This window comes from Nocardioides daejeonensis (assembly GCF_003194585.1).
Taxonomy (GTDB): domain Bacteria; phylum Actinomycetota; class Actinomycetes; order Propionibacteriales; family Nocardioidaceae; genus Nocardioides; species Nocardioides daejeonensis.
Genome location: NZ_QHKZ01000002.1, coordinates 644,308 through 664,066 on the forward strand (window position 1 = coordinate 644,308; position 19,759 = coordinate 664,066).

15 protein-coding genes are annotated in these 19,759 nt (G+C 69.6%); 5 read left to right on the forward strand and 10 right to left on the reverse strand.

Annotated features, from left to right (window positions below; genetic code table 11):
* The first annotated feature begins 10 nt into the window (after nt 1–10).
* The 3 genes from DNK54_RS07760 to DNK54_RS07770 all read left to right on the forward strand — a co-directional run bounded on the left by DNK54_RS07760 (nt 11) and on the right by DNK54_RS07770 (nt 3,935).
* Nucleotides 11–1,993, forward strand: a complete 1,983-nt coding sequence (locus DNK54_RS07760; protein WP_110206358.1) for a fumarate reductase/succinate dehydrogenase flavoprotein subunit — start codon at nt 11–13, stop codon at nt 1,991–1,993.
* Nucleotides 1,990–2,733: a succinate dehydrogenase/fumarate reductase iron-sulfur subunit gene (locus DNK54_RS07765; RefSeq protein WP_110206359.1), complete on the forward strand. Its 744-nt coding sequence runs from the start codon at nt 1,990–1,992 to the stop codon at nt 2,731–2,733. The genes DNK54_RS07760 and DNK54_RS07765 overlap by 4 nt, the downstream gene beginning before the upstream one ends.
* 260 nt (nt 2,734–2,993) lie before the next feature.
* Nucleotides 2,994–3,935, forward strand: coding sequence for a PDDEXK family nuclease (locus DNK54_RS07770; protein WP_110206360.1), 942 nt, complete (start codon nt 2,994–2,996; stop codon nt 3,933–3,935).
* A gap of 120 nt (nt 3,936–4,055) precedes the next feature.
* Here DNK54_RS07770 and DNK54_RS07775 read toward each other — a convergent pair whose 3' ends face one another.
* The 7 genes from DNK54_RS07775 to DNK54_RS07805 all read right to left on the reverse strand — a co-directional run bounded on the left by DNK54_RS07775 (nt 4,056) and on the right by DNK54_RS07805 (nt 14,254).
* The gene (locus tag DNK54_RS07775) at nt 4,056–4,304 is read right to left on the reverse strand and encodes an SCO4848 family membrane protein (protein ID WP_110206361.1); all 249 of its coding nucleotides are present in this window, start codon (nt 4,302–4,304) and stop codon (nt 4,056–4,058) included.
* Nucleotides 4,305–4,375: 71 nt separating this feature from the next.
* Nucleotides 4,376–5,428: a YihY/virulence factor BrkB family protein gene (locus DNK54_RS07780; protein WP_162602345.1), complete on the reverse strand. Its 1,053-nt coding sequence runs from the start codon at nt 5,426–5,428 to the stop codon at nt 4,376–4,378.
* On the reverse strand, nt 5,428–5,934 hold the full coding sequence (locus DNK54_RS07785) for a 2'-5' RNA ligase family protein (RefSeq protein ID WP_110206363.1): 507 nt from the start codon (nt 5,932–5,934) through the stop codon (nt 5,428–5,430). Before DNK54_RS07785 ends, DNK54_RS07780 begins: the two co-directional genes overlap by 1 nt.
* Before the next feature lie 9 nt (nt 5,935–5,943).
* A complete protein-coding gene (gene trpS / locus DNK54_RS07790) occupies nt 5,944–6,984 on the reverse strand; it encodes a tryptophan--tRNA ligase (RefSeq protein ID WP_204164459.1) in 1,041 nt (346 codons plus the stop codon).
* 43 nt (nt 6,985–7,027) lie between these two features.
* Nucleotides 7,028–8,263: an MFS transporter gene (locus DNK54_RS07795; protein WP_110206365.1), complete on the reverse strand. Its 1,236-nt coding sequence runs from the start codon at nt 8,261–8,263 to the stop codon at nt 7,028–7,030.
* Nucleotides 8,264–8,331: 68 nt separating this feature from the next.
* On the reverse strand, nt 8,332–11,895 hold the full coding sequence (locus DNK54_RS07800; RefSeq protein WP_110206366.1) for an ATP-binding cassette domain-containing protein: 3,564 nt from the start codon (nt 11,893–11,895) through the stop codon (nt 8,332–8,334).
* Nucleotides 11,896–12,064: 169 nt separating this feature from the next.
* Complete coding sequence (locus DNK54_RS07805) at nt 12,065–14,254, reverse strand: NADP-dependent isocitrate dehydrogenase (RefSeq protein ID WP_110206367.1); 2,190 nt, start codon at nt 14,252–14,254, stop codon at nt 12,065–12,067.
* A gap of 229 nt (nt 14,255–14,483) precedes the next feature.
* Between DNK54_RS07805 and DNK54_RS21270 the strand changes: the two genes are divergently transcribed.
* Entirely contained in the window at nt 14,484–15,605 is a 1,122-nt protein-coding gene (locus DNK54_RS21270; RefSeq protein WP_204164460.1) for an MIP family channel protein, read from the forward strand.
* A 145-nt stretch (nt 15,606–15,750) separates the two neighbouring features.
* Nucleotides 15,751–16,734 carry a malate dehydrogenase gene (locus DNK54_RS07815; RefSeq protein WP_110206368.1) on the forward strand — a complete coding sequence of 328 codons (984 nt, stop codon included), beginning with the start codon at nt 15,751–15,753 and terminating at the stop codon, nt 16,732–16,734.
* 213 nt (nt 16,735–16,947) lie between these two features.
* Here DNK54_RS07815 and DNK54_RS07820 read toward each other — a convergent pair whose 3' ends face one another.
* From DNK54_RS07820 to DNK54_RS07830, 3 genes are read right to left on the reverse strand one after another with little or no spacing between them, the layout of a single operon-like run.
* On the reverse strand, nt 16,948–17,313 hold the full coding sequence (locus DNK54_RS07820; RefSeq protein ID WP_162602346.1) for a DUF3017 domain-containing protein: 366 nt from the start codon (nt 17,311–17,313) through the stop codon (nt 16,948–16,950).
* 2 nt (nt 17,314–17,315) lie between these two features.
* On the reverse strand, nt 17,316–18,167 hold the full coding sequence (locus DNK54_RS07825; RefSeq protein ID WP_110206370.1) for a bifunctional methylenetetrahydrofolate dehydrogenase/methenyltetrahydrofolate cyclohydrolase: 852 nt from the start codon (nt 18,165–18,167) through the stop codon (nt 17,316–17,318).
* Nucleotides 18,168–18,182: 15 nt separating this feature from the next.
* On the reverse strand, nt 18,183–19,430 hold the full coding sequence (locus tag DNK54_RS07830) for an MFS transporter (protein WP_110206371.1): 1,248 nt from the start codon (nt 19,428–19,430) through the stop codon (nt 18,183–18,185).
* Nucleotides 19,431–19,759 lie beyond the last annotated feature (329 nt).

Sequence of the window (19,759 nt, forward strand, 5' to 3'; positions counted from 1 at the left end):
GATTCCTGACATGACCACGAACACGAACACGAGCGACGCCGCGGGCTTCTTCACCCTCGGCGACCCGATCGCCGACACCAAGGCGCCTACTGGCGTGCCGGTCCCCCAGATCTGGGAGGAGCGCAAGGCGCACGCCAAGCTGGTCAACCCGGCCAACCGCCGCAAGATCAAGGTGATCCTGGTCGGCACCGGACTCGCCGGTGCCTCCGCGGGTGCCACGCTGGGCGAGGCCGGCTACCACGTGGAGAGCTTCTGCTACCAGGACTCCCCACGTCGCGCCCACTCGATCGCCGCCCAGGGCGGCATCAACGCGGCCAAGAACTACCGCAACGACGGTGACTCCGTCTACCGCCTCTTCTACGACACCGTGAAGGGCGGCGACTTCCGGTCGCGCGAGTCCAACTCCTACCGCCTGGCGGAGGTCTCGGCCAACATCATCGACCAGTGCGTCGCGCAGGGCGTTCCGTTCGCCCGCGAGTACGGCGGCCTGCTCGACAACCGCTCGTTCGGTGGCGTGCAGGTCTCCCGGACCTTCTACGCCCGCGGTCAGACGGGTCAGCAGCTGCTGATCGGCGCCTACCAGGCCCTGGAGCGTCAGGTCGCCGCCGGCAACGTGAACACCCACACCCGGCACGAGATGCTCGAGCTCATCGTCGTCGACGGTGTCGCCAAGGGCATCATCGTGCGCGACATGGTCAGCGGCGAGATCGAGACCCACCTCGGCGACGCGGTCGTGCTGGCCACCGGCGGCTACGGCAACGTCTACTTCCTCTCCACCAACGCCATGGGCTGCAACGTCACCGCCGCATGGCGCGCGCACCGCAAGGGCGCCTACATGGGCAACCCCTGCTACACGCAGATCCACCCGACGTGCATCCCCGTCTCCGGCGAGAACCAGTCGAAGCTGACCCTCATGTCGGAGTCGCTGCGCAACGACGGCCGGATCTGGGTGCCGAAGAAGAAGGAGGACTGCGGCAAGGACCCGCGGGAGATCCCCGAGGAGGACCGCGACTACTACCTGGAGCGGATCTACCCGGCCTTCGGCAACCTGGTCCCCCGCGACATCGCCTCCCGCCAGGCGAAGTACATGTGCGACGACGGTCGCGGCGTCGGTCCTGAGGTCGACGGCGTCCGCCGCGGTGTCTACCTCGACTTCGCCGACGCGATCGCTCGCATGGGCCGCGACGCCGTGGAGAAGAAGTACGGCAACCTCTTCGACATGTACAAGCAGATCACCGCGGAGAACCCCTACGAGGTGCCGATGCGGGTCTACCCCGCCGTGCACTACGTCATGGGCGGCCTGTGGGTCGACTACGACCTGGAGAGCAACGTCAAGGGTCTCTTCGTCGCCGGTGAGGCGAACTTCTCCGACCAGGGCGCGAACCGCCTCGGCGCCTCGGCCCTCATGCAGGGTCTGGCCGACGGCTACTTCGTGCTGCCCTACACGATCGCCAACTACCTGGCGGACGCTCCGGAGCGGATCGACGAGTCGCACCCGGCCGTGGTCGAGGCGCAGAACGCGGTGCAGGAGCGGATCAACCACTTCCTCACCGTGGGCGGCACCCGCTCGGTGGACAGCTACCACAAGGAGCTGGGCCACATCATGTGGGAGTACTGCGGCATGGAGCGCACCAAGGAAGGCCTGACCAAGGCGATCGGCCTGATCCGCGAGCTCAAGGCGGACTTCTGGAAGAACGTCAAGGTGCTCGGCACCGCCGACAGCCTCAACCAGAGCCTGGAGAAGGCCGGTCGCGTGGCCGACTTCTTCGAGCTCGGCGAGCTCATGTGCATCGACGCCCTCAACCGGCGCGAGTCGGCCGGCGGTCACTTCCGGGCCGAGTCGCAGACCCCCGACGGTGAGGCGGAGCGCATCGACTCCGAGTTCGCCTATGTGGCGGCCTGGGAATGGGGCGGCGAGGACGGCTCGCCGGTCCTGCACCAGGAAGCCCTCTCCTACGAAGCCATCGAGATGAAGGCCAGGTCCTACAAGTGAAGCTCACCCTCAACATCTGGCGTCAGGCCAACCAGCAGGCGCAGGGTGCGATGCGCACCTACGAGCTGGACGGCGTCTCGGAGGACATGTCGTTCCTCGAGATGCTCGACCACCTCAACGAGCAGCTGAACGAGAAGGGCGAGGACCCGGTCGCCTTCGACCACGACTGTCGCGAGGGCATCTGCGGCATGTGCTCGCTGATGATCAACGGTCAGGCGCACGGCCCGGAGGTCACCACGACCTGCCAGCTCCACATGCGCTCCTTCAAGGACGGCGACACGATCACCATCGAGCCGTGGCGCGCCGACCCCTTCCCGGTCCTCAAGGACCTGGTGGTCGACCGCTCCGCCTTCGACCGGATCATCCAGTCCGGTGGCTACATCTCCGTCAACACCGGTTCGGCCCCCGAGGCCAACAACCTGCCGGTGGCGAAGGAGAAGGCCGACCGCGCCTTCGACGTGGCCACCTGCATCGGTTGTGGCGCCTGCGTGGCGGCCTGCCCGAACGGCTCCGCCTCGCTCTTCCTGGGTGCCAAGATCACCCACCTGGGCGAGCTGCCGCAGGGCCAGCCGGAGCGCTGGACCCGCGTCGTCGACATGGTCGCCCAGCACGACCACGAGGGCTTCGGTGGCTGCACCAACATCGGTGAGTGCACCGCCGCCTGCCCCAAGGAGATCCCGCTCGACGTGATCTCCCAGCTCAACAAGGACCTGCGCACCGCCATGCGCCACGGTCTCTGAACCGACCCGACCCGAGTCGACTCAAAGCTGACCTGCCTGAGTCGAACTGCGCCGAGCCGAACTGAACTGCGCTAAGCCCGGGGTCCCACCAAGGGCCCCGGGCTTCGCCATTCCCCTCCCCGTCGAAACGCCAGCTTCAGCACGTCGAGACGCCAGTTTCAACACATTGAGACGCCAGCTTCAACCGTGCGCGCTCCGACTTATCCACAAGTAGAGGCGCCCGCACTTTCGTCTCGCCCCGAAATCGCCAGACTCGGGATATGCGTACCCCGCCTAGCGAGCCCTTCTGGCGTAGCGACGCCCTGTCCTGCGGCATCACCGATCACGACATCAAGGCATGGGTCGTGTCAGGTCAGATCCGCCGAGTCTTCCGAGGCGTCTATGCGCCCTCACGGTTGAGCGACTCCCTTGAGCTTCGCGTCGCGTGTGCTCGCCTGGTCCTTCCCGAGCACTGCGTCGTCGTGGAACGTTCCGCCGCGTGGCTCTACGGAATCGACCTGCACTCCCCCGACGAGCGATTCGTCGTGCCAGAACTCGAGGTCGTTGCGCTGCGCGGCCACAATCGGCTCCGCCGCTCGGGCGTCTACGGAGCCACCCGGGACCTCGAGCCGGAAGACCTCACGTGCGTAGGCGACGTACCAGTGACGACGCCGCTGCGTACGGCCATGGATCTCGCCTGTCTTCGCGGCGTACCTCCGGCGCTCACTGCACTCGACCGCTTCATGCGCACGTACGGCGTCACTCACGACCAATGGGCGGCGCAACTCCCTCGCTATCGCCGTCGGCGCGGTGTGGTGCAACTGCGCAGGCTGATTCCCCTGGCCTCACCGTTGGCCGAATCTCCCGGCGAGTCCTGGACGCGGGCGCTGCTGATCGAAGCCGGCTTCCCGCCGCCCACGCTGCAGATCGAGTTCACCAGGCACGGACGCCTCGTTGCCAAAGCCGACATGGGCTACCCGCACTTGCGCATCGCGATCGAGTATTTCGGCGAGGAGTTCCACGGTCCTCGAGAAGAGAGCGACGATCGTGCGCGCATCGCGTGGTTGGAGAGCCAGGGCTGGCACGTGATCGTCGTTCGCAAGGAGGACCTGCGAGGACCGGCATTGGAGGCCTGGCTAGCCGAACTCGCTCAGGTCGTCGCGGAGCGCACCCTTCCTCGCGGCAAACGTGCGTTTCCCCGCGGTCAGGCCTTCATCCGCTAAAGCTGGCGTTTCGACGTGTTGAAGCTGGCGACTCAACGTGTTGAAGCTGGCGTTTCGACGTGCTGAAGCTGGCGACTCAACGTGCTGAAGTTGGCGTTTCGACGTGTTGAAGCTGGCGACTCAACGTGTTGAAGCTGGCGTGTCGGCGGATTTGGTGGCGCGCAGCGCCTTCCAGCCGAGGGAGCCGAGGAGGCCCGCGATGACGAAGTTCACGACGATCAGGATCGTGTGGGCGACCCAGTAGCCGGTCGCCCGCTGCTCGCCGTCGGAGTAGGCGTTGGCGAGGTTACGCGCGAAGTTGCCGAAGGAGAAGACATTCCAGGCCGCGACCGCCAGGAGCAGGACGGCGTGCTTGCGTTCGAACTTCATGAACGAATCATCTCACCGAGAACATCAGCCAGGACAACCTGCCTCCGCGGACGCTCTGAGAACGAGCGGGCTCAGGCTCGGTCGCGCCGCCGCACCAGGCGAGCCAACAGCACGCCCAGCACGGAGCCCGCACCCACCAGCACCGCCGGTGGATAGCCGGCGTGCTCCGGGCGAGTGGTGAGCGGACCGACCGCCGGCCCCAACGGCACATCCTCACGCGCTTCGGCAGCCAGCGCCGCACGGACCGCGATGGCGGCCGACGATGTGTGCGCCCACGCGGCGGCGTACATCACCACCCGCGAGAAGTAGTAGATCCAGACCAGCAGGATCAGCGCGATCCCGAACGCCTGGAAGGCGGGCTGCGACTTCGTCGAGTCGATGAGGAGAGCAGAGAGCTGCTTGAGCACCTCGAAGAAGATCGCTCCCAGCAGTGCGCCGGACCACAGCGAGCGACGTGGCACGTTGGGACGCGCGAGCAGCAGGAAGAGCGTGAAGAACAGCAACGTGCCGGCGAGCATCCCCACCCCCACGCCGAACGCCCAGACCAGTGGCCCCAGCCCGACACCGAGACCGAGCCAGTCGAGGACCGTGTCCGACATCCGCACCAGCCCGCTGGAGAGACCGATGCTCAACACCATCACGGCACCGATGAGGCCCAGCGACGCCAGGTCGCGGAGCTTGCCGAGCACGAAGCCGGGCTGCTCGTGGGTCGGCTCCTCGAACATGGCCAGCAACGCCTGCCGCATCGCGGAGAGCCAACCGAGCCCCGCATAGGCGACGCCGACCAGACCGATGACACCGACAGTGTTGGCAGAGCTGCTGATCTCGTCCAGGGAGATCTGGTTGCTGCCCTCGCCCACCAGTCCGGGCAGCACCTGGCCGATCGCCTCCGTCATGGTGTCCTGGATGTCGGGCACCACCCGGGCGAGGATGCCCACCACGAAGAAGGCAAGCGCGAGCACCGGGAAGAAGGAGAGGAACGCGAAGTAGGTCATCGCCCCGGAGAGCAGGTTGCCGTCGACGCTGCTGTAGTGCTCCTGTGTACGCAGGGCGTGGTCGAGCCAGGGTCGCCGCCTCCTGGCGTCGGCGACCCTCGCCTTCATGCGGTCCGCAAGACCTGCCATCACTCCCCCAACGGGTAGCTGTCGGTCACCTGCCATCCGACGTCATCGGTATGTACGTAGAGATGGAACTCCCGTACCCGGAACTGGCAATCGAAGTCGGCCAACTCCGAGAAGGCCCGATCGAGTACGTCGTCGGGAAGGTGGTGGGCGATCGTGACGTGCGGGTGGTACGGGAACTCCAGCTCCTGCTGGAGCGGACCGCTCCGGACATCGGAGGCGAGCCTCTCGCAGTTGGAGATGCCCTGAACCACCCCGACGAAGACCACCGGCGAGACCGGGCGGAACGTGCCGGTGCCACGCAGGTGCAGTGTGAATGGCTGATGCCTGCGCGCCACTCCCGCCAGGTGTGCGCCGAGCACCACCGGGTCGGCATGCTCCGTCGGCGGCACCAGCGTTACGTGCGTCGGGATCTTGGCCGCCGTCTCGTCACCGATGGACAACCGGTAGTCCTGAAGGCGGGTAGCCCAGGGCTCCGGGATCGCGACGGCGACTCCAACGGTTGGCACGCGTCGACCTTAGCGGCTGGGAACCACGAAGCCGACACGGTCGTACACGTCGGCGAGCGTGCGCTCCGCCACCTCGGCGGCGCGTGCCGCGCCGCGGTCGAGGACGGCGTCGAGGGCGGTCGGGTCGGCGAGCAACTCCAAGGTGCGGTTGCGGAAGGGGGTGACGAAGTCGACCACCACCTCCGCGAGATCGCCCTTGAAGTCGCCGTAGCCACGGCCGGCGTACTTCTCCTCCAATGCCTCGATCGCCTCGCCCGTCAGCGCCGAGTAGATGGTGAGCAGGTTCGAGACGCCCGGCTTCTGCTCGACGTCGAAGCGCACCTCGGAACCGGAGTCGGTCACCGCCGAGCGGATCTTCTTCGCCGAGACCAGCGGGTCGTCGAGCAGGTCGATGATCCCGGCCGGCGAGGAGGCCGACTTCGACATCTTGGCGGTCGGCTCCTGCAGGTCGGTGATCCGGGCCGTCTCCTTGAGGATGTAGGGCTCCGGCAGCCGGAAGGTCTTCTTGAAGCGATGGTTGAACCGCTGGGCGAGGTCTCGGGTGAGTTCGAGGTGCTGACGCTGGTCCTCTCCGACCGGCACGAAGTGCGGCCGGTAGAGCAGGATGTCGGCCGCCTGCAGGATCGGGTAGGTGAAGAGACCGACGCTGGCGGCGCCCTCGCCGCCCTTGGCCGACTTGTCCTTGAACTGCGTCATCCGCCTTGCTTCACCGAAGCCGGTCAGACACTGCAGCACCCACGCCAACTGTGCATGCGCAGGCACCTGGCTCTGGATGAAGATCGCCGAGGTCTCCGGGTCGATGCCCATCGCCACCAGCTGGGCGGCCGAACGACGGCAGCGTTCCCGGAGCAGCTTGGGGTCGTGCTCCACGGTGATCGCATGCTGGTCGGCGATGAAGAAGAAGGGCTCATGCTCCTCCTGGAGGTCCACCCACTGCCGCAACGCACCCAGGTAGTTGCCGAAGTGGAACGAATCGGCGGTGGGCTGGATGCCGGACAGCACGCGAGGCTTGGCAGCACCCGCAGTCGTGGTGGAGGACATGGGACGCATTCTCCCATCCGCGGCACGGCGGTTCGGCCAGGGGCCGGTCAGCTCATGCGGCGTCGACGGAGGCGGGCGCGCGCCGGTGCAGCCGGAGCGAGACCAACAGCACGCCGAAGCCCAGCAACGACAGCCCGGCACCCACCCAGGCGGGTGCGCGGTAGCCCCAGCCAGCAGCGATCACCAGGCCGCCGAGCCAGGCGCCGAGCGCATTGGCGACGTTCAGCGAGGCATGGTTCATCGCGGCTCCCAGCGTCTGCGCCTCCCCGGCGACGGTCATCAGGCGCAGTTGCAGGTTGACCACCAGCACCGACCCGATCGCGGTGATCGCGAAGAGCACCGGCAGCGCCCACCAGCCGGCCGGTGCGACCACGCCGAAGAGCGCCAGGACGAGAGCCATGCCCAGCGCCGCGCCAAGCAGCGAGCCGAAGACCGACCAGTCCGCCAGCTCGCCGGCCAGCCAGGTGCCGAAGGTCATCCCCAGCCCGAAGGCCAGCAGGAACCACGGCACGGTGGAGGCGGCCAACCCACCGACCTCGGTGATCGTGGGCGAGATGTAGGAGTAGACAGCGAAGAGTCCGCCGAACCCGACCGCACCTGCCAGAAGGGTCAGCCAGACCTGGACGTGGGTGAACGCGCGCAGTTCACGACGTCCGCTGCTGCCCTGCTCGGCCGGCACCGACGGCACGTACGCCGCCACCAGGCTGAGGGTCAGCACACCCAGCGCCGCGACCACCCAGTAAGCGGCCCGCCAGCCGAGGTTCTGGCCGAGCCAGGTGGCTGCCGGAACGCCGACCACGTTGGCGATGCTCAACCCGAGCATCACCAGAGCGACGGCCCGTCCCTTGCGTCCGGCGGGGGCAAGCGACGCGGCGACGAGCGAGGCGACCCCGAAGTAGGCGCCGTGGGGAAGGCCGGCCAGGAAGCGGGCGACGGTCAGGCTGGTGTAGGTCGGAGCGACGGCGCTGAGCAGATTGCCGACCGCGAAGGCGGCCATCAGTGCGATCAAGAGGGCACGGCGCGGCAGCTTGGCTCCGACGTAGGCCAGCACCGGAGCACCGACGACCACGCCGACCGCATAGGCGGAGATGACATGGCCGGCGGTGGGGATGCTGACGTCGATGCCGTCGGCGATCTCCGGCAGCAGGCCCATCGTCACGAACTCCGTGGTGCCGATCGCGAAGCCACCCATCGCCAGCGCCAGCACCGCCCACCCGAAGTGAACGGTGCGCGCCGCAGGGCGGTCGGCCCGGTCGGAGCCGGGCGGGGAGGCGTCGAGGCAGGTCATCGGTTGCTCAACCCGCTCCGCGCGACCGGCATTCCCGACGTGGTGCGGCTCACGGCCGGTGCGCGGCGTCACCCGGCGAGATGTCCCCAGCGCCCGGCCAGCTCATGCCAGGGGCCTGTTGCCGCAACCTCGCCGTCGACCAGCACCACGACCCGGTCGGCGCGCGCGAGCGCCGCCTGCTTGGCGGTGGCGCCGATCACCGTGGCGCCTCGCTCCCGCAGTGCCTGCCACAGCTCGATCTCGGTGGTCGCGTCGAGCGCACTCGAGACGTCGTCGGCCAGGAGCAGCTCGGCCTCGGTGGCCAGGGCCCGGGCCAGGGCCAGGCGCTGCACCTGCCCACCCGACAGCCGTACGCCGCGGTGCCCGACAAGGGAGTCCGGCCCACCGGCCTCGGCGATGTCGGTCTCCAAGCGGGCGTCGTGCACGGGCTGCTCGAACGCCCGGTCGTGCCCCAGCAACACGTTGTCGGCGAAGGTACCGGAGAGGACCCGCGGCACCTGGGCGACGTGGGCGACCTGAGCCGGACGCATGAACTCCTGGGCGTCGTCGATCGGCGTATCGTTCCAACGGATCGCGCCCTCGTGCTCGATGAGCCCGGCGAGCGCCGCCAGCAGGCTGGACTTACCCGCGCCGACCTGGCCCACCAGCAGCACCAGCTCCCCCGCCTCGACCCGCAGGTCGACGCCGCTGACCCCGATCGTGCCGTCGTCGTGGATCGCCGAGAAGTCGTCGAGCACCAGGCTCCGCAGTGCGGTCCGCTCGGGACGCTCCGGCTCGGGCGCGTGGCCCGCCACCAGGTCGACCCCCGACGGTAGATGCATCAGGTCCGAGCCAGCCGCGTAGCGGGCAGTCTCGCGCTGCCATGCCCGGCACCCCGGCGCCTCGGTCACCACCATGCCGGCGACGCGGCCGAACCAGTCGAACCCGGCAACGGCGTTGGCGACCAGCAGCGCGGTGGCGATGCCCCAGCCGTCGAGGACGTACACCGCCCAGGCAGCCACGATCCCGCACTGCACCATGACCATGGGCACGCCGTCGAGGAACGCCTGCACGCGGTGCTCCTTGATCGCGGCGTTGACCCGACCACCGTCGACCTCCAGCAGGTGGGCATGCACCTCCGGCGTCGCGGCAGCGAGCTTGACGGTGCGCACCGACTCCATCGCAGAGACCAGGGCTCTGCCGAAACGGGCACGTGCGGTCGAGGCGGCCGCCGCCGAGCGGCCCGCGATCGGGCGGCCGACAGCCGAGGCGAGTGCCGAGGTCACCATGACCACGAGCAGGACCAGGCCGGCCAACCAGGTGCCGGCCACCGCCGCAGTGAAAGCGGCCACGATCATGCCGTTGATGAAGTCGATCCAGCGGTCGGCGTAGCGCGGATAGCGATCACCGTCGAGCGCCCGGCCGACCACCTCCCCGGGCGGGGTCCGGGTCAGCCGGTGCTGACGCGTCTGACCGTGCAGCACCACCATCCGGGTGCGCAGCAGGATCTCGACCCACCAGCGCGGATAGCGGTAGAAGGCGTCGGCCAGCATCAGCGGGGCCGCGAGCAACGACACGACCAGCGCAGCGGTGAGCAGCGACGGCGTCTGACCCGCCTGCAGCTCTTCGACGATGTGACCCCACAGGAGTCCGGTGACCGCACCCTGCGCACCGACGAGGGAGGCGAGGAGGAACAGCGCAGCGCCGTACAGGCCCCACCAGGGCCGCACGGCGAGCACGCTCAGCATGCCCCGCGTCAGCGAGGGTCCGTCACCGGGATCGGGAAGGGCGGGCGCGGGACCGGAGCGCCGCCGGCCACCTACCGCGCCGAGATCGCCTTGATCCAGGGTGGCGTGGGGGGTCGGCTGCGGCTCACCCGACTCGGGCGCGTCGATCGCCTCGGCGTGGGACGCCCGACTGTCACGGAGCAGGTCACGGAAGGGCCCCGGGCGCACAGCGAGCACGGGCCGGGCGCCGTACTGCACGACCCGGCCGTGGTCGAGCACCGCGACCAGCGGCGCGCGCTCGATGGTGGTGAGCCGGTGGGCGATGAGCACACCGGTGCGACCGGCAAGGAGCCGATCGGCTGCCGCGACCACGCGCGCCTCGGTGAGCGGGTCCATGCGCGCGGTGGCCTCGTCGAGGACGACGACCCGGACGTCGCGGACCAGCAGCCGGGCGAACGCCACCAGTTGCTCCTCGCCCGCCGAGAGGGAGGTGCCGCCCGGACCGAGCAGCGTGTCCAGTCCGTCGGGCAGGCCGGCGACCCAGCTGGTCAGACCGAGCTCGGCGACGGCGGCCTCAACCTCCGCACGTGGGTGGTCGCCGAAGAGCGTGATGTTGTCAGCGACGGTGCCGGCCAGGATCTCGGTGCGCTGCGTGACCACGCCGACCGCGGCCCGGAGCTGCTGGAGATCGAGATCGCGGACGTCGGTGTCGCCGAGGAAGACCGCGCCACGCGGGGGCTCGACCGCGCGGCTGAGCAAGGAGGCGAGTGTCGACTTGCCGGAGCCGCTGCGACCGACCAGGGCGATGGTCTCGCCGGCCGGGACGAGGAGGTCGACGCCGCGCAGCGCGAAGCTGCCCTCGGCATAGGCGAAGTCGAGGTCGCGGATCTCCAGGCCCAGGACCCCCTCCCCCGGGACCGGCTGACCACCGGTCGGCTCCGGCGGCACGGCGAGCATCTGGCGCAGTCGGATCACCGCACCGAGGCCGGCCTGCAGGTCGGGCAGGTGGTTGGCCAGCATGGCGATCTGCCCGACGAAGGTCGAGGTCACCAGGAAGAGGGTGATGAGGCGGGCCACCGAGATGCCGTCGCCCACCGCGAGCGCGACACCCGCCACGCCGACGCCCGCCAGCAACCCGTGCAGAAGGAGCCCGGCGCGGCGGCCGAGCTTGGCCTCCACGAACACGACCTCGCGGAATCGGGCATGCACGCGGGCAGACAGGCCTGCGAGCCGACGCACGACGTGGGGCTGCCCCAGGCTGGTGCGCAGATCGTCGCGGCCGGCGATGCCCTCCTCGAACGCGGCCGCGTGGTCGGTCCAGGCCATCTCCTCGACGACCTTGCGCCGGGCGATCTCTCCCAGCAGCGGGCGCACCACCCAGGCGGTGACCGCAGCGAGGGCCGGGAACAGGAACCAGGCGGGCCACCAGGTCAGCCCGGCGACGATCCACATGGGCAGCGCCCCGAAGGCGGTCCGAGCCACCATCCAGAACTGCCAGCGCATCAGGTTGCCGACCTCGTGCGTGTCATCGTCGACCCGGTCGAGGATCTCGCCCACCGCCTGCTCCCCGAGCGCAGCCAGGGGCTGGCTCATCGCCGCGTCGAGCAGGTCCTCGCGCAGGCCGCCCTCCACACGGTCGGAGAGCCCCACCCAGGCGATCTTGCCGGCCGTGTCGATCAGCGACGCGCCCACGACACAGAGCGCCAGGAGCGCGACGAGCGCTCGACTGGGGTCCTCCGCCAGACGGCCCGCGACCACGGTGCCGAGGGTCGTGCCGAGCGCCGCGATCGCCGCACAGGTGAGCGCGGCTGCGGCCACCGGGCTGCGCAGTCGGCGCCAGTCGACGGAACGGGAGGGATCGGCTGGGACAGGCTTGGCCGGGGTCTCCGGCGGCCCTCCCGTGCTCTGGGTGAGGGTGTCAGTCATCGCCGTCCGACACTACGCCGCCCCTCCGACACCGCTCCTCCCATTTTCCTCCCGCTCAGGCGGGGCGGTGACCGGGTCGACAGTCACGATTCGGCAACGCCGGGAGAACGGCAGCGGGCCGTACGACGCGAGGTGCGTCGTACGGCCCGCTTTCGGGTGCCGCCCGGGGTCAGAAGGAGGCGAGGGCCTCGTTGAAGGCAGCGCTGGGGCGCATCACCGCAGCGGTCTTCTCAGCGTCCGGGTAGTAGTAGCCGCCGATGTCGGCCGGGCTGCCCTGGACCGCGATCAGCTCCTCGGCGATCTTCGCCTCGTTGGCCCGCAGGCTCTCGGCCAGCGGCTTGAACGCCTCGGCGAGAGCGGGGTCCTCGGTCTGAGCCGCCAGCTCCTCGGCCCAGTAGAGCGCGAGGTAGAAGTGCGAACCACGGTTGTCGGTGGTCCCCAGCTTGCGCCCCGGCGAGCGGTCCTCGTTGAGGAACGTGCCGGTGGCGCGATCGAGGGTGTCGGCCAGCACCTGCGCGCCCGCCTTGCCGGACTGCTCGGCGTACTTCTCCAGCGACGGGACCAGGGCGAAGAACTCGCCGAGGCTGTCCCAACGCAGGTAGTTCTCCTCGACCAGCTGCTGCACGTGCTTGGGCGCGGAGCCACCGGCGCCGGTCTCGAAGAGGCCACCGCCAGCGATCAGCGGGACCACCGAGAGCATCTTGGCCGAGGTGCCGAGCTCGAGGATCGGGAACAGGTCGGTGTTGTAGTCGCGGAGCACGTTGCCCGTCACCGAGATGGTGTCCTCGCCCTTGCGCATCCGCTCCAGCGAGTAGCGCGTGGCCAAGTCCGGGCTGAGGATCTGGATCTCCAGCCCCTCGGTGTCGTGCTCGGGCAGGTAGGCGTTGACCTTCTTGATCAGCTCGGCGTCGTGAGCGCGGCTCTCGTTGAGCCAGAAGATCGCCGGCGTCTGGGAGGCGCGGGCCCGGGTGACCGCGAGCTTCACCCAGTCCTGGACCGGGATGTCCTTCGTCTGGCAGGCGCGCCAGATGTCGCCGGCCTCCACGTCGTGCTCGATGAGCACGTCGCCGTTCGAGCCGACAACGCGCACGGTGCCGGCCTCCGCGATCTCGAAGGTCTTGTCGTGCGAGCCGTACTCCTCGGCGGCCTGCGCCATCAGGCCCACGTTGGGGACCGTGCCGATGGTGGCCGGGTCGAGCGGACCGTTGGCCTTCACGTCGTCGATGACGGCCTGGTAGACGCCGGCGTACGACGAGTCGGGGATGACCGCAAGGGTGTCGTCCTCCCCACCGTCGGCGCCCCACAGCTTGCCGCCGTTGCGGACCAGCGCCGGCATCGACGCGTCGACGATGACGTCCGAGGGGACGTGCAGGTTGGTGATGCCCTTGTCGGAGTTGACGTAGGAGAGACGCGGACCCGCTGCCAGCGCCGCCTCGAAGGCGGCCTTGATCTCCGCGCCGTTCTCCAGCGCGTCGAGACCGGACAGGATGGCGCCGAGACCGTCGTTGGCCGAGAGTCCGGCCGCGGCCAGCTGCTCGCCGTACTGGGCGAAGACGTCGGAGAAGTAGGCCTTGACGACGTGGCCGAAGATGATCGGGTCGGAGACCTTCATCATGGTTGCCTTGAGGTGCACCGAGAAGAGCACGTCCTGAGCCTTGGCCTCGGCCAGCGCGTTGGCCAGGAAGGACTGAAGGCTCGCGGCGTCCATCTTGGTGGCGTCGATGATCTCGCCCGCGAGGACCTTGAGGCCCTCCTTGAGCACGACGCTCTGACCGGCCGCGGTCTCGAGGACGATCGAGAGCGTGTCGTCCGACGCAAGGGTCACGGACTCCTCGTTGCTCGCGAAGTCGTGGGCACCCATGGTGGCGACGTTGGTCTTGGACCCCGCCGCGAAGGGCTTGTTGGTGTGCGGGTGGGTCTTCGCGTAGTTCTTCACCGAGGCTGGCGCGCGTCGGTCGGAGTTGCCCTCGCGCAGCACCGGGTTGACCGCCGAGCCCTTGACCTTGTCGAACTTCGCCCGGATCTCCTGCTCCTCGGGCGTCGCGGGAGCGTCCGGGTAGTCGGGGACGGCGAAGCCCTGCTCCTGCAGCTCCTTGACCGCGGCCTTGAGCTGCGGGATGGAGGCGGAGATGTTGGGCAGCTTGATGATGTTGGCCTCGGGCTTCTTGGCGAGCTCACCAAGCTCTGCCAGCGCGTCGTCGGCCAAGCCGAACGCGGCCAGGATGCGGGCGGCCACCGAGATGTCGCGGGTCTCGATCTCGACCCCCGCCTTCGCGGCGTAGGCCTCCACCACGGGGAGGAAGGAGTACGTCGCCAGCAGCGGCGCCTCGTCGGTGTGGGTGTAGATGATCTTGGCCATCTGCTTGGCAACTCCTGATCGTCGCTGGGCGAAAAATTGCTTGACGTCAAGATACCTGACGTCGCCGTGTCCGAACCACTCGCAAGCGTGCCACCCGCGCCGTCGGGGGTCCACCCACCGGGCGCGGACGCGGGAGGGGCAGCCATTCCCCGTCCCTACCCCTTGTGCTGGGCCGAGGTCCTGGGGTCCGATGGAATCCGGAAATCCGGGATCCGAAAGGAAGCAGCTGATGACGGCGGAATCTCTCGACCCCCCTGCACTTCCACGCAAGCTTGCCGCGGAGGTGCTCGGCACCTTCGTCCTCGTCCTCTTCGGCTGTGGCGCCGCCCTGGGCTCCGGTGCCGCGTTCGGCAGCGGACCCGACATCGTCGCGACAGCGCTCGCCTTCGGCATCTCGGTGCTGGTGATGGCCTACGCCGTCGGGCATATCTCCGGTGGGCACTTCAACCCGGCCGTCTCCGTCGGCGCAGCGGTCGCCGGGCGGATCGCGTGGATCGAGGTGCTCTACTACATCGTCTCCCAGCTGGTGGGCGCCCTGCTCGCCGGCTTGGTGCTCTTCGTGACCTACCAGGGCTTCGACGGTTTCGAGGCCGAGGGGCACATGGCCCAGAACGCCTTCGGCGATGACGGCAGCGGCCTCGCCCTCTGGGCGGCGCTGCTCGTCGAGATCATCGGCACCGCGGTCTTCCTGTGGGTGATCCTCGCCGCCACCGACAAGCGGAACAAGGCGATCGCCGGAGCCGCGCCCGTGGCGATCGGCCTGACGCTGACCGGCCTCCACCTGGTGATGATCCCGCTGACAGGCACGTCGGTGAACCCGGCGCGCTCGATCGGCGTCGGCGTCTTCGCCGGAAGCGACGCGATCGTCCAGCTCTGGCTCTTCATCGTGGCCCCGATCGTGGGTGCCGCCATCGCGGGCTTCACCTACATGTTCCTCTTCGGCCGAGACGGCATGGCCGTCCCCGGTGCCGGCTTCGACTTCGGTGGTGGCAGGCCCGGCGGCCAGTACGCCCAGCCGGTCTGGGATCCCTCCTCCGGTCAGTGGGTGCAGCCCGGTCCGCCCGGTCCCCCGGCCGGCGGTTGGGCGCCCCAGGTGCCGCAGCAGCTGAACCCGGGCGTGGCAGGCCCGCCCAGTAGCCCCGGCCAACCGCCTGCTCCGCCCCCGCAAGGCCCGCCTCCCGGCCCACACGGAGCCCCGCCCGCACCGCCGCAGGCGCCCCCGCCGGCTCCGCCCGCCTCGGGTGGTCCGGCCGGGCCGCCACCCGGCCATGCCGGTCAGCCGCCCCAAGCTCCGCCTCCGGGCTGGACCCCACCCGGAACCCAGGTCCGGCCTCCGGACGGGCCGGCCTGAGCCGCCCCTGCCGAGGTACGACGAACCCCCGGTGACGCGCTCGCCGGGGGTTCGTCGTACCTCAGGGCGACCCGGGGGCGACCGGTGCCGCCGTGCGCTGCTAGTTTCGACGGCAGATCACCGTCTCATCGCCCTAGGAGTCCTCGTGAGCGACACCCCGCTCAAGGTGGCCGTGACCGGCGCCGCCGGCCAGATTGGCTACAGCCTGCTCTTCCGTCTCGCCTCCGGCGCGCTCGGCGACCGTCCGATCGAGCTGCGCCTGCTCGAGATCACCCCCGCTCTCAAGGCGCTCGAGGGTGTCGTCATGGAGCTCGACGACTGCGCCTTCCCCGGCCTGGCCGGCATCGAGATCGGTGACGACCCGGAGAAGATCTTCGACGGCGTCAACCTGGCCCTGCTCGTCGGCGCGCGCCCGCGCGGCCCCGGCATGGAGCGCAGCGACCTGCTGTCGGCCAACGGCGCGATCTTCACCGGCCAGGGCAAGGCGCTCAACAAGGTGGCCGCTGACGACGTGCGCATCGGCGTGACGGGCAACCCGGCCAACACCAACGCACTCATCGCGATGACGAACGCCCCCGACATCCCCCGGGAGCGGTTCTCCGCACTGACCCGCCTCGACCACAACCGCGCCATCTCGCAGCTCGCCGCCAAGACGGGCGCGAAGGTCACCGACATCAAGAAGATGACGATCTGGGGCAACCACTCCGCGACCCAGTACCCCGACGTCTTCCACGCCGAGATCGGCGGCAAGAACGCGGCCGAGGTCGTGAACGACCAGGCCTGGGTGGAGAACGACTTCATCCCGACCGTCGCCAAGCGCGGCGCGGCGATCATCGACGCGCGGGGCGCCTCCTCCGCCGCATCGGCCGCGTCGGCCACCTGCGACGCCGCGCGCGACTGGCTGAACGGCACGCCCGAGGGTGACTGGGTCTCCATGGCAGTCGTCTCCGACGGCTCCTACGGCACCCCGGAGGGCCTGATCACCTCCTTCCCGGTCACCACGAAGGACGGCGACTGGAGCATCGTGCAGGGCCTGGAGATCGACGACTTCTCCCGCGCCAAGATCGACGCGACCAACGCCGAGCTCGCCGAGGAGCGCGCCGCGGTCACCGAGCTCGGTCTGATCTGAGCTAGCCAGCACGCACGAGGTGCCCCGAACCGTCACGGTTCGGGGCACCTCGCATTTCGCCGAGCGCGAGCGCCAGGCACGGGCGCCAGGCACGGGCGGCGGGCGGCGGGTGACGCCGTACGCCCAGGGCATTGGTGCGGTGCAGTGGTCGACCATCCGCGACCGCCTTGGTGATGCGATCACAGCCCCGCGTTACGGCAGGAGGGCAGGAGGTCAGGTCGGGGGCTGGTCCGGGATGGTGGCGGCGAGGAAGAGCAACGAGACGCCGAGCACCACGAGGATCGCGACGTCGAGTGACTTGCGGCGTACCTCCAGCATGCCGGCCACCTCGGTGCTCAAGGCGATGCGCGCGGCGGCGCCGCCGAGCAGGGAGAGCCCGAGCCAGCTGACCCCGCTGCGCCAGGCGCCCGTCGCTGCGATCACGACGCCGACGAGGGCTGCCGCCAGCACGAAGAGGTAGCAGACGCCGCCGACGGTCGACGGCTTCCTGAGCTCGGTGACCGGCTTCCGGGGTTGGTGGAGCGGGAGGTCGTCATCCGACTCCTCCCCGATCGGCCGGCCCGGGTGCGGCTCCGACACGATCAGCGCAACCGGCTCTCGGCGATGGAGACGACGTTGGCCAGCAGCATTGCGCGGGTCATCGGGCCGACCCCGCCGGGGTTGGGCGAGACCCACCCGGCGACGTCCCAGACGTCCTCGGCAACGTCACCGGCGATCTTGCCGTCGACGCGCGAGACGCCGACGTCGAGCACCGCGGCTCCGGGCTTGACCATCTCCCCCGTGATGATGCCCGGTACACCGGCAGCAGCCACGACGATGTCGGCGTTGCGCACGTGCTGGGCCAGGTCGACGGTGCCGGTGTGGCACAGCGTCACGGTGGCGTTCTCCGACCGGCGGGTGAGCAGCAGCCCGAGCGGGCGACCGACGGTCACGCCGCGCCCCACCACGACCACCTCGGCCCCGGCGATCGGCACGTCGTGGCGGCGCAGCAGCTCGACGATGCCGTACGGCGTGCACGGCAGCGGCGCCTCGTTGCCGAGCACCAGCCAACCCAGGTTGGTGGGGTGCAGGCCGTCGGCGTCCTTGGCCGGGTCGATCAGGCCGAGCACCCTGTTCTCGTCACGGCCGCGCGGCAGCGGGAGCTGCACGATGTAGCCGGTGCAGGCCGGGTTCTCGTTGAGGCTGCGCACAGCCTCCTCGATCTCCTCCTGGGTCGCCACCTCGGGCAGGTCGATGCGGATCGACTCGATGCCGACCTCGGCGCAGTCCTTGTGCTTGCCGCCGACGTACCACCGGGAGCCCGGGTCGTCGCCGACCAGGATCGTGCCCAGGCCGGGTACGACGCCCCGGTCGCGCAGCGCCGCGATGCGCGTCTTGAGCTCGTCCTTGATCGCCGCTGCGGTGGCGCTGCCGTCGAGTTTGCGTGCCGTCACGCGGCTCAGTCTATTTCAAGCCTGCTGGACATCGACGGCGGAGTGCTTGGCGAGGTGTCGCTCGGCGGCGCGAGCCGCCGGATGCGCCACCACGCTGGCCGCGACCGCGATGCCAGCGATGACCGCCCACCCCGGCGTGCCCCAGGTCAGCGCCAGGAACGTGAAGAGGGCCGGTCCGACGATGCTCTCCACCTGGTAGCCCAGGTTCCAGACGCCCTGGTACTCCCCCAGCCGTCGTGGATCGCTGAGCTCGGCGAGGAAGCCCCAGTGCGCAGCCGACGACCACAGCTCGGCACCGGTGATGGTCACGTGACCGATCCAGATCAGCGCGATCGAGACCCAGCCGACGGTGTCGTGGGTGATGGCGATGACGGCACAGGAGGCGACAAAGGAGAGGGCGCACAGGCGGACGGCTCGGAGCGAGCCCGCGACGGTGTCGGCACCGCGCGCGGCGGGCACCTGCAGCAGTACGGCCATCACGGTGTTGGTGCCGAAGAGCCAGGCCAGCAGCACCTCGGGCGCGTCGGTCCGCTCCACCAGCCACAGCGGCACCACCACGTTGAGCAGGACCTGATTGGTGCCGAGCACGCCGTTGCAGACGCCCAGCACGACGAAGCCCACGTTGCGCAGGCCGGCCGGACTTGCGAGCGCAGCCACCTCCACGTGGTCGGGAACGTCGACGTCGGGCAGGGCCCGCACCATGACGGCGTTCACCACCAACAGCGCGCCGGTGAGGATCGGGACCGCAGTGATCGCCGTCGTCGAACCGATCCCGAGCGCGACCCCGCCCGCGCCCGCGCCCAAGGTGTAGCCGACGTTCCGTGCCGACCTCATGTAGGCCATCGAGCGCACCCGGGTCTCGCGCGGGAAGATCTCGATGGTGTAGGCGCCCCGCCCGGCCCGCGCGCCGGTCTCCACCGCGGCCAGCACCGAGAGCATCAGCGCGAAGAGCCAGAACCCGGAGAGCCAGGGCCAGACGAAGTAGAGCATCGCCTCGAGGGCGGAGCCGATCACCCACATCCGCTTGGCACCGACCCGGTCGACGACCTTCCCGAGCGGCACCGAGAGCGCTAGCACCACGACGCCGCTGATCGACATGCCGAGGCCGACCTGTGCTGCCGAGAGCCCGACGATGCGGGTGAAGAAGACCGCGGTGCCGGTGAGGAACGAGCCTGTCGCGAAGGCCGAGAGGATCGACTGCACCGTGAGCCGGCGCTCCAACGCGGTCGGCGGGACGATGGCCGAGATGCTCCCCCAGTTCATGACCCGGGGATCATCTCGCGCAGACCGCCTCGTGACCCAATCGTTTTCCTGGATCGGGATCGGTCGAGTTCGCGCTCGAGCGCACCGGGCGCCCGCACGAACAGGACGCTGGCCCCCGCCTCCCGATCCACGCGTACGCCGGCTTCTGCGGCGCGAGCGTCCTGTTCGGATGGACGGGGTCAGCGATCGTGAGCGCGGCCGCTGGCACGGCTGCGCTCACTCACCTTGCAGCACCACGTCACCGAGGTTTCGGTCACCGAGGTTTCGATGCGCGGACCGCGACTTCGTTCCTCAGTCGCGCCGCTTGCTCAACCTGCGCACTGGACGCA

Coding starts and splice junctions, on each gene's coding strand:
- DNK54_RS07760 (WP_110206358.1), top strand. CDS start 11: ATGACCACGAACACGAACACGAGCGACGCCGCGGGCTTCTTCACCCTC.
- DNK54_RS07780 (WP_162602345.1), bottom strand. CDS start 5,428: ATGGCAGGTCTTGCGGACCGCATGAAGGCGAGGGTCGCCGACGCCAGG.
- DNK54_RS07830 (WP_110206371.1), bottom strand. CDS start 19,430: ATGAACTGGGGGAGCATCTCGGCCATCGTCCCGCCGACCGCGTTGGAG.
- DNK54_RS07795 (WP_110206365.1), bottom strand. CDS start 8,263: ATGACCTGCCTCGACGCCTCCCCGCCCGGCTCCGACCGGGCCGACCGC.
- DNK54_RS21270 (WP_204164460.1), top strand. CDS start 14,484: ATGACGGCGGAATCTCTCGACCCCCCTGCACTTCCACGCAAGCTTGCC.
- DNK54_RS07800 (WP_110206366.1), bottom strand. CDS start 11,895: ATGACTGACACCCTCACCCAGAGCACGGGAGGGCCGCCGGAGACCCCG.
- trpS (WP_204164459.1), bottom strand. CDS start 6,984: ATGCGTCCCATGTCCTCCACCACGACTGCGGGTGCTGCCAAGCCTCGC.
- DNK54_RS07770 (WP_110206360.1), top strand. CDS start 2,994: ATGCGTACCCCGCCTAGCGAGCCCTTCTGGCGTAGCGACGCCCTGTCC.
- DNK54_RS07805 (WP_110206367.1), bottom strand. CDS start 14,254: ATGGCCAAGATCATCTACACCCACACCGACGAGGCGCCGCTGCTGGCG.
- DNK54_RS07775 (WP_110206361.1), bottom strand. CDS start 4,304: ATGAAGTTCGAACGCAAGCACGCCGTCCTGCTCCTGGCGGTCGCGGCC.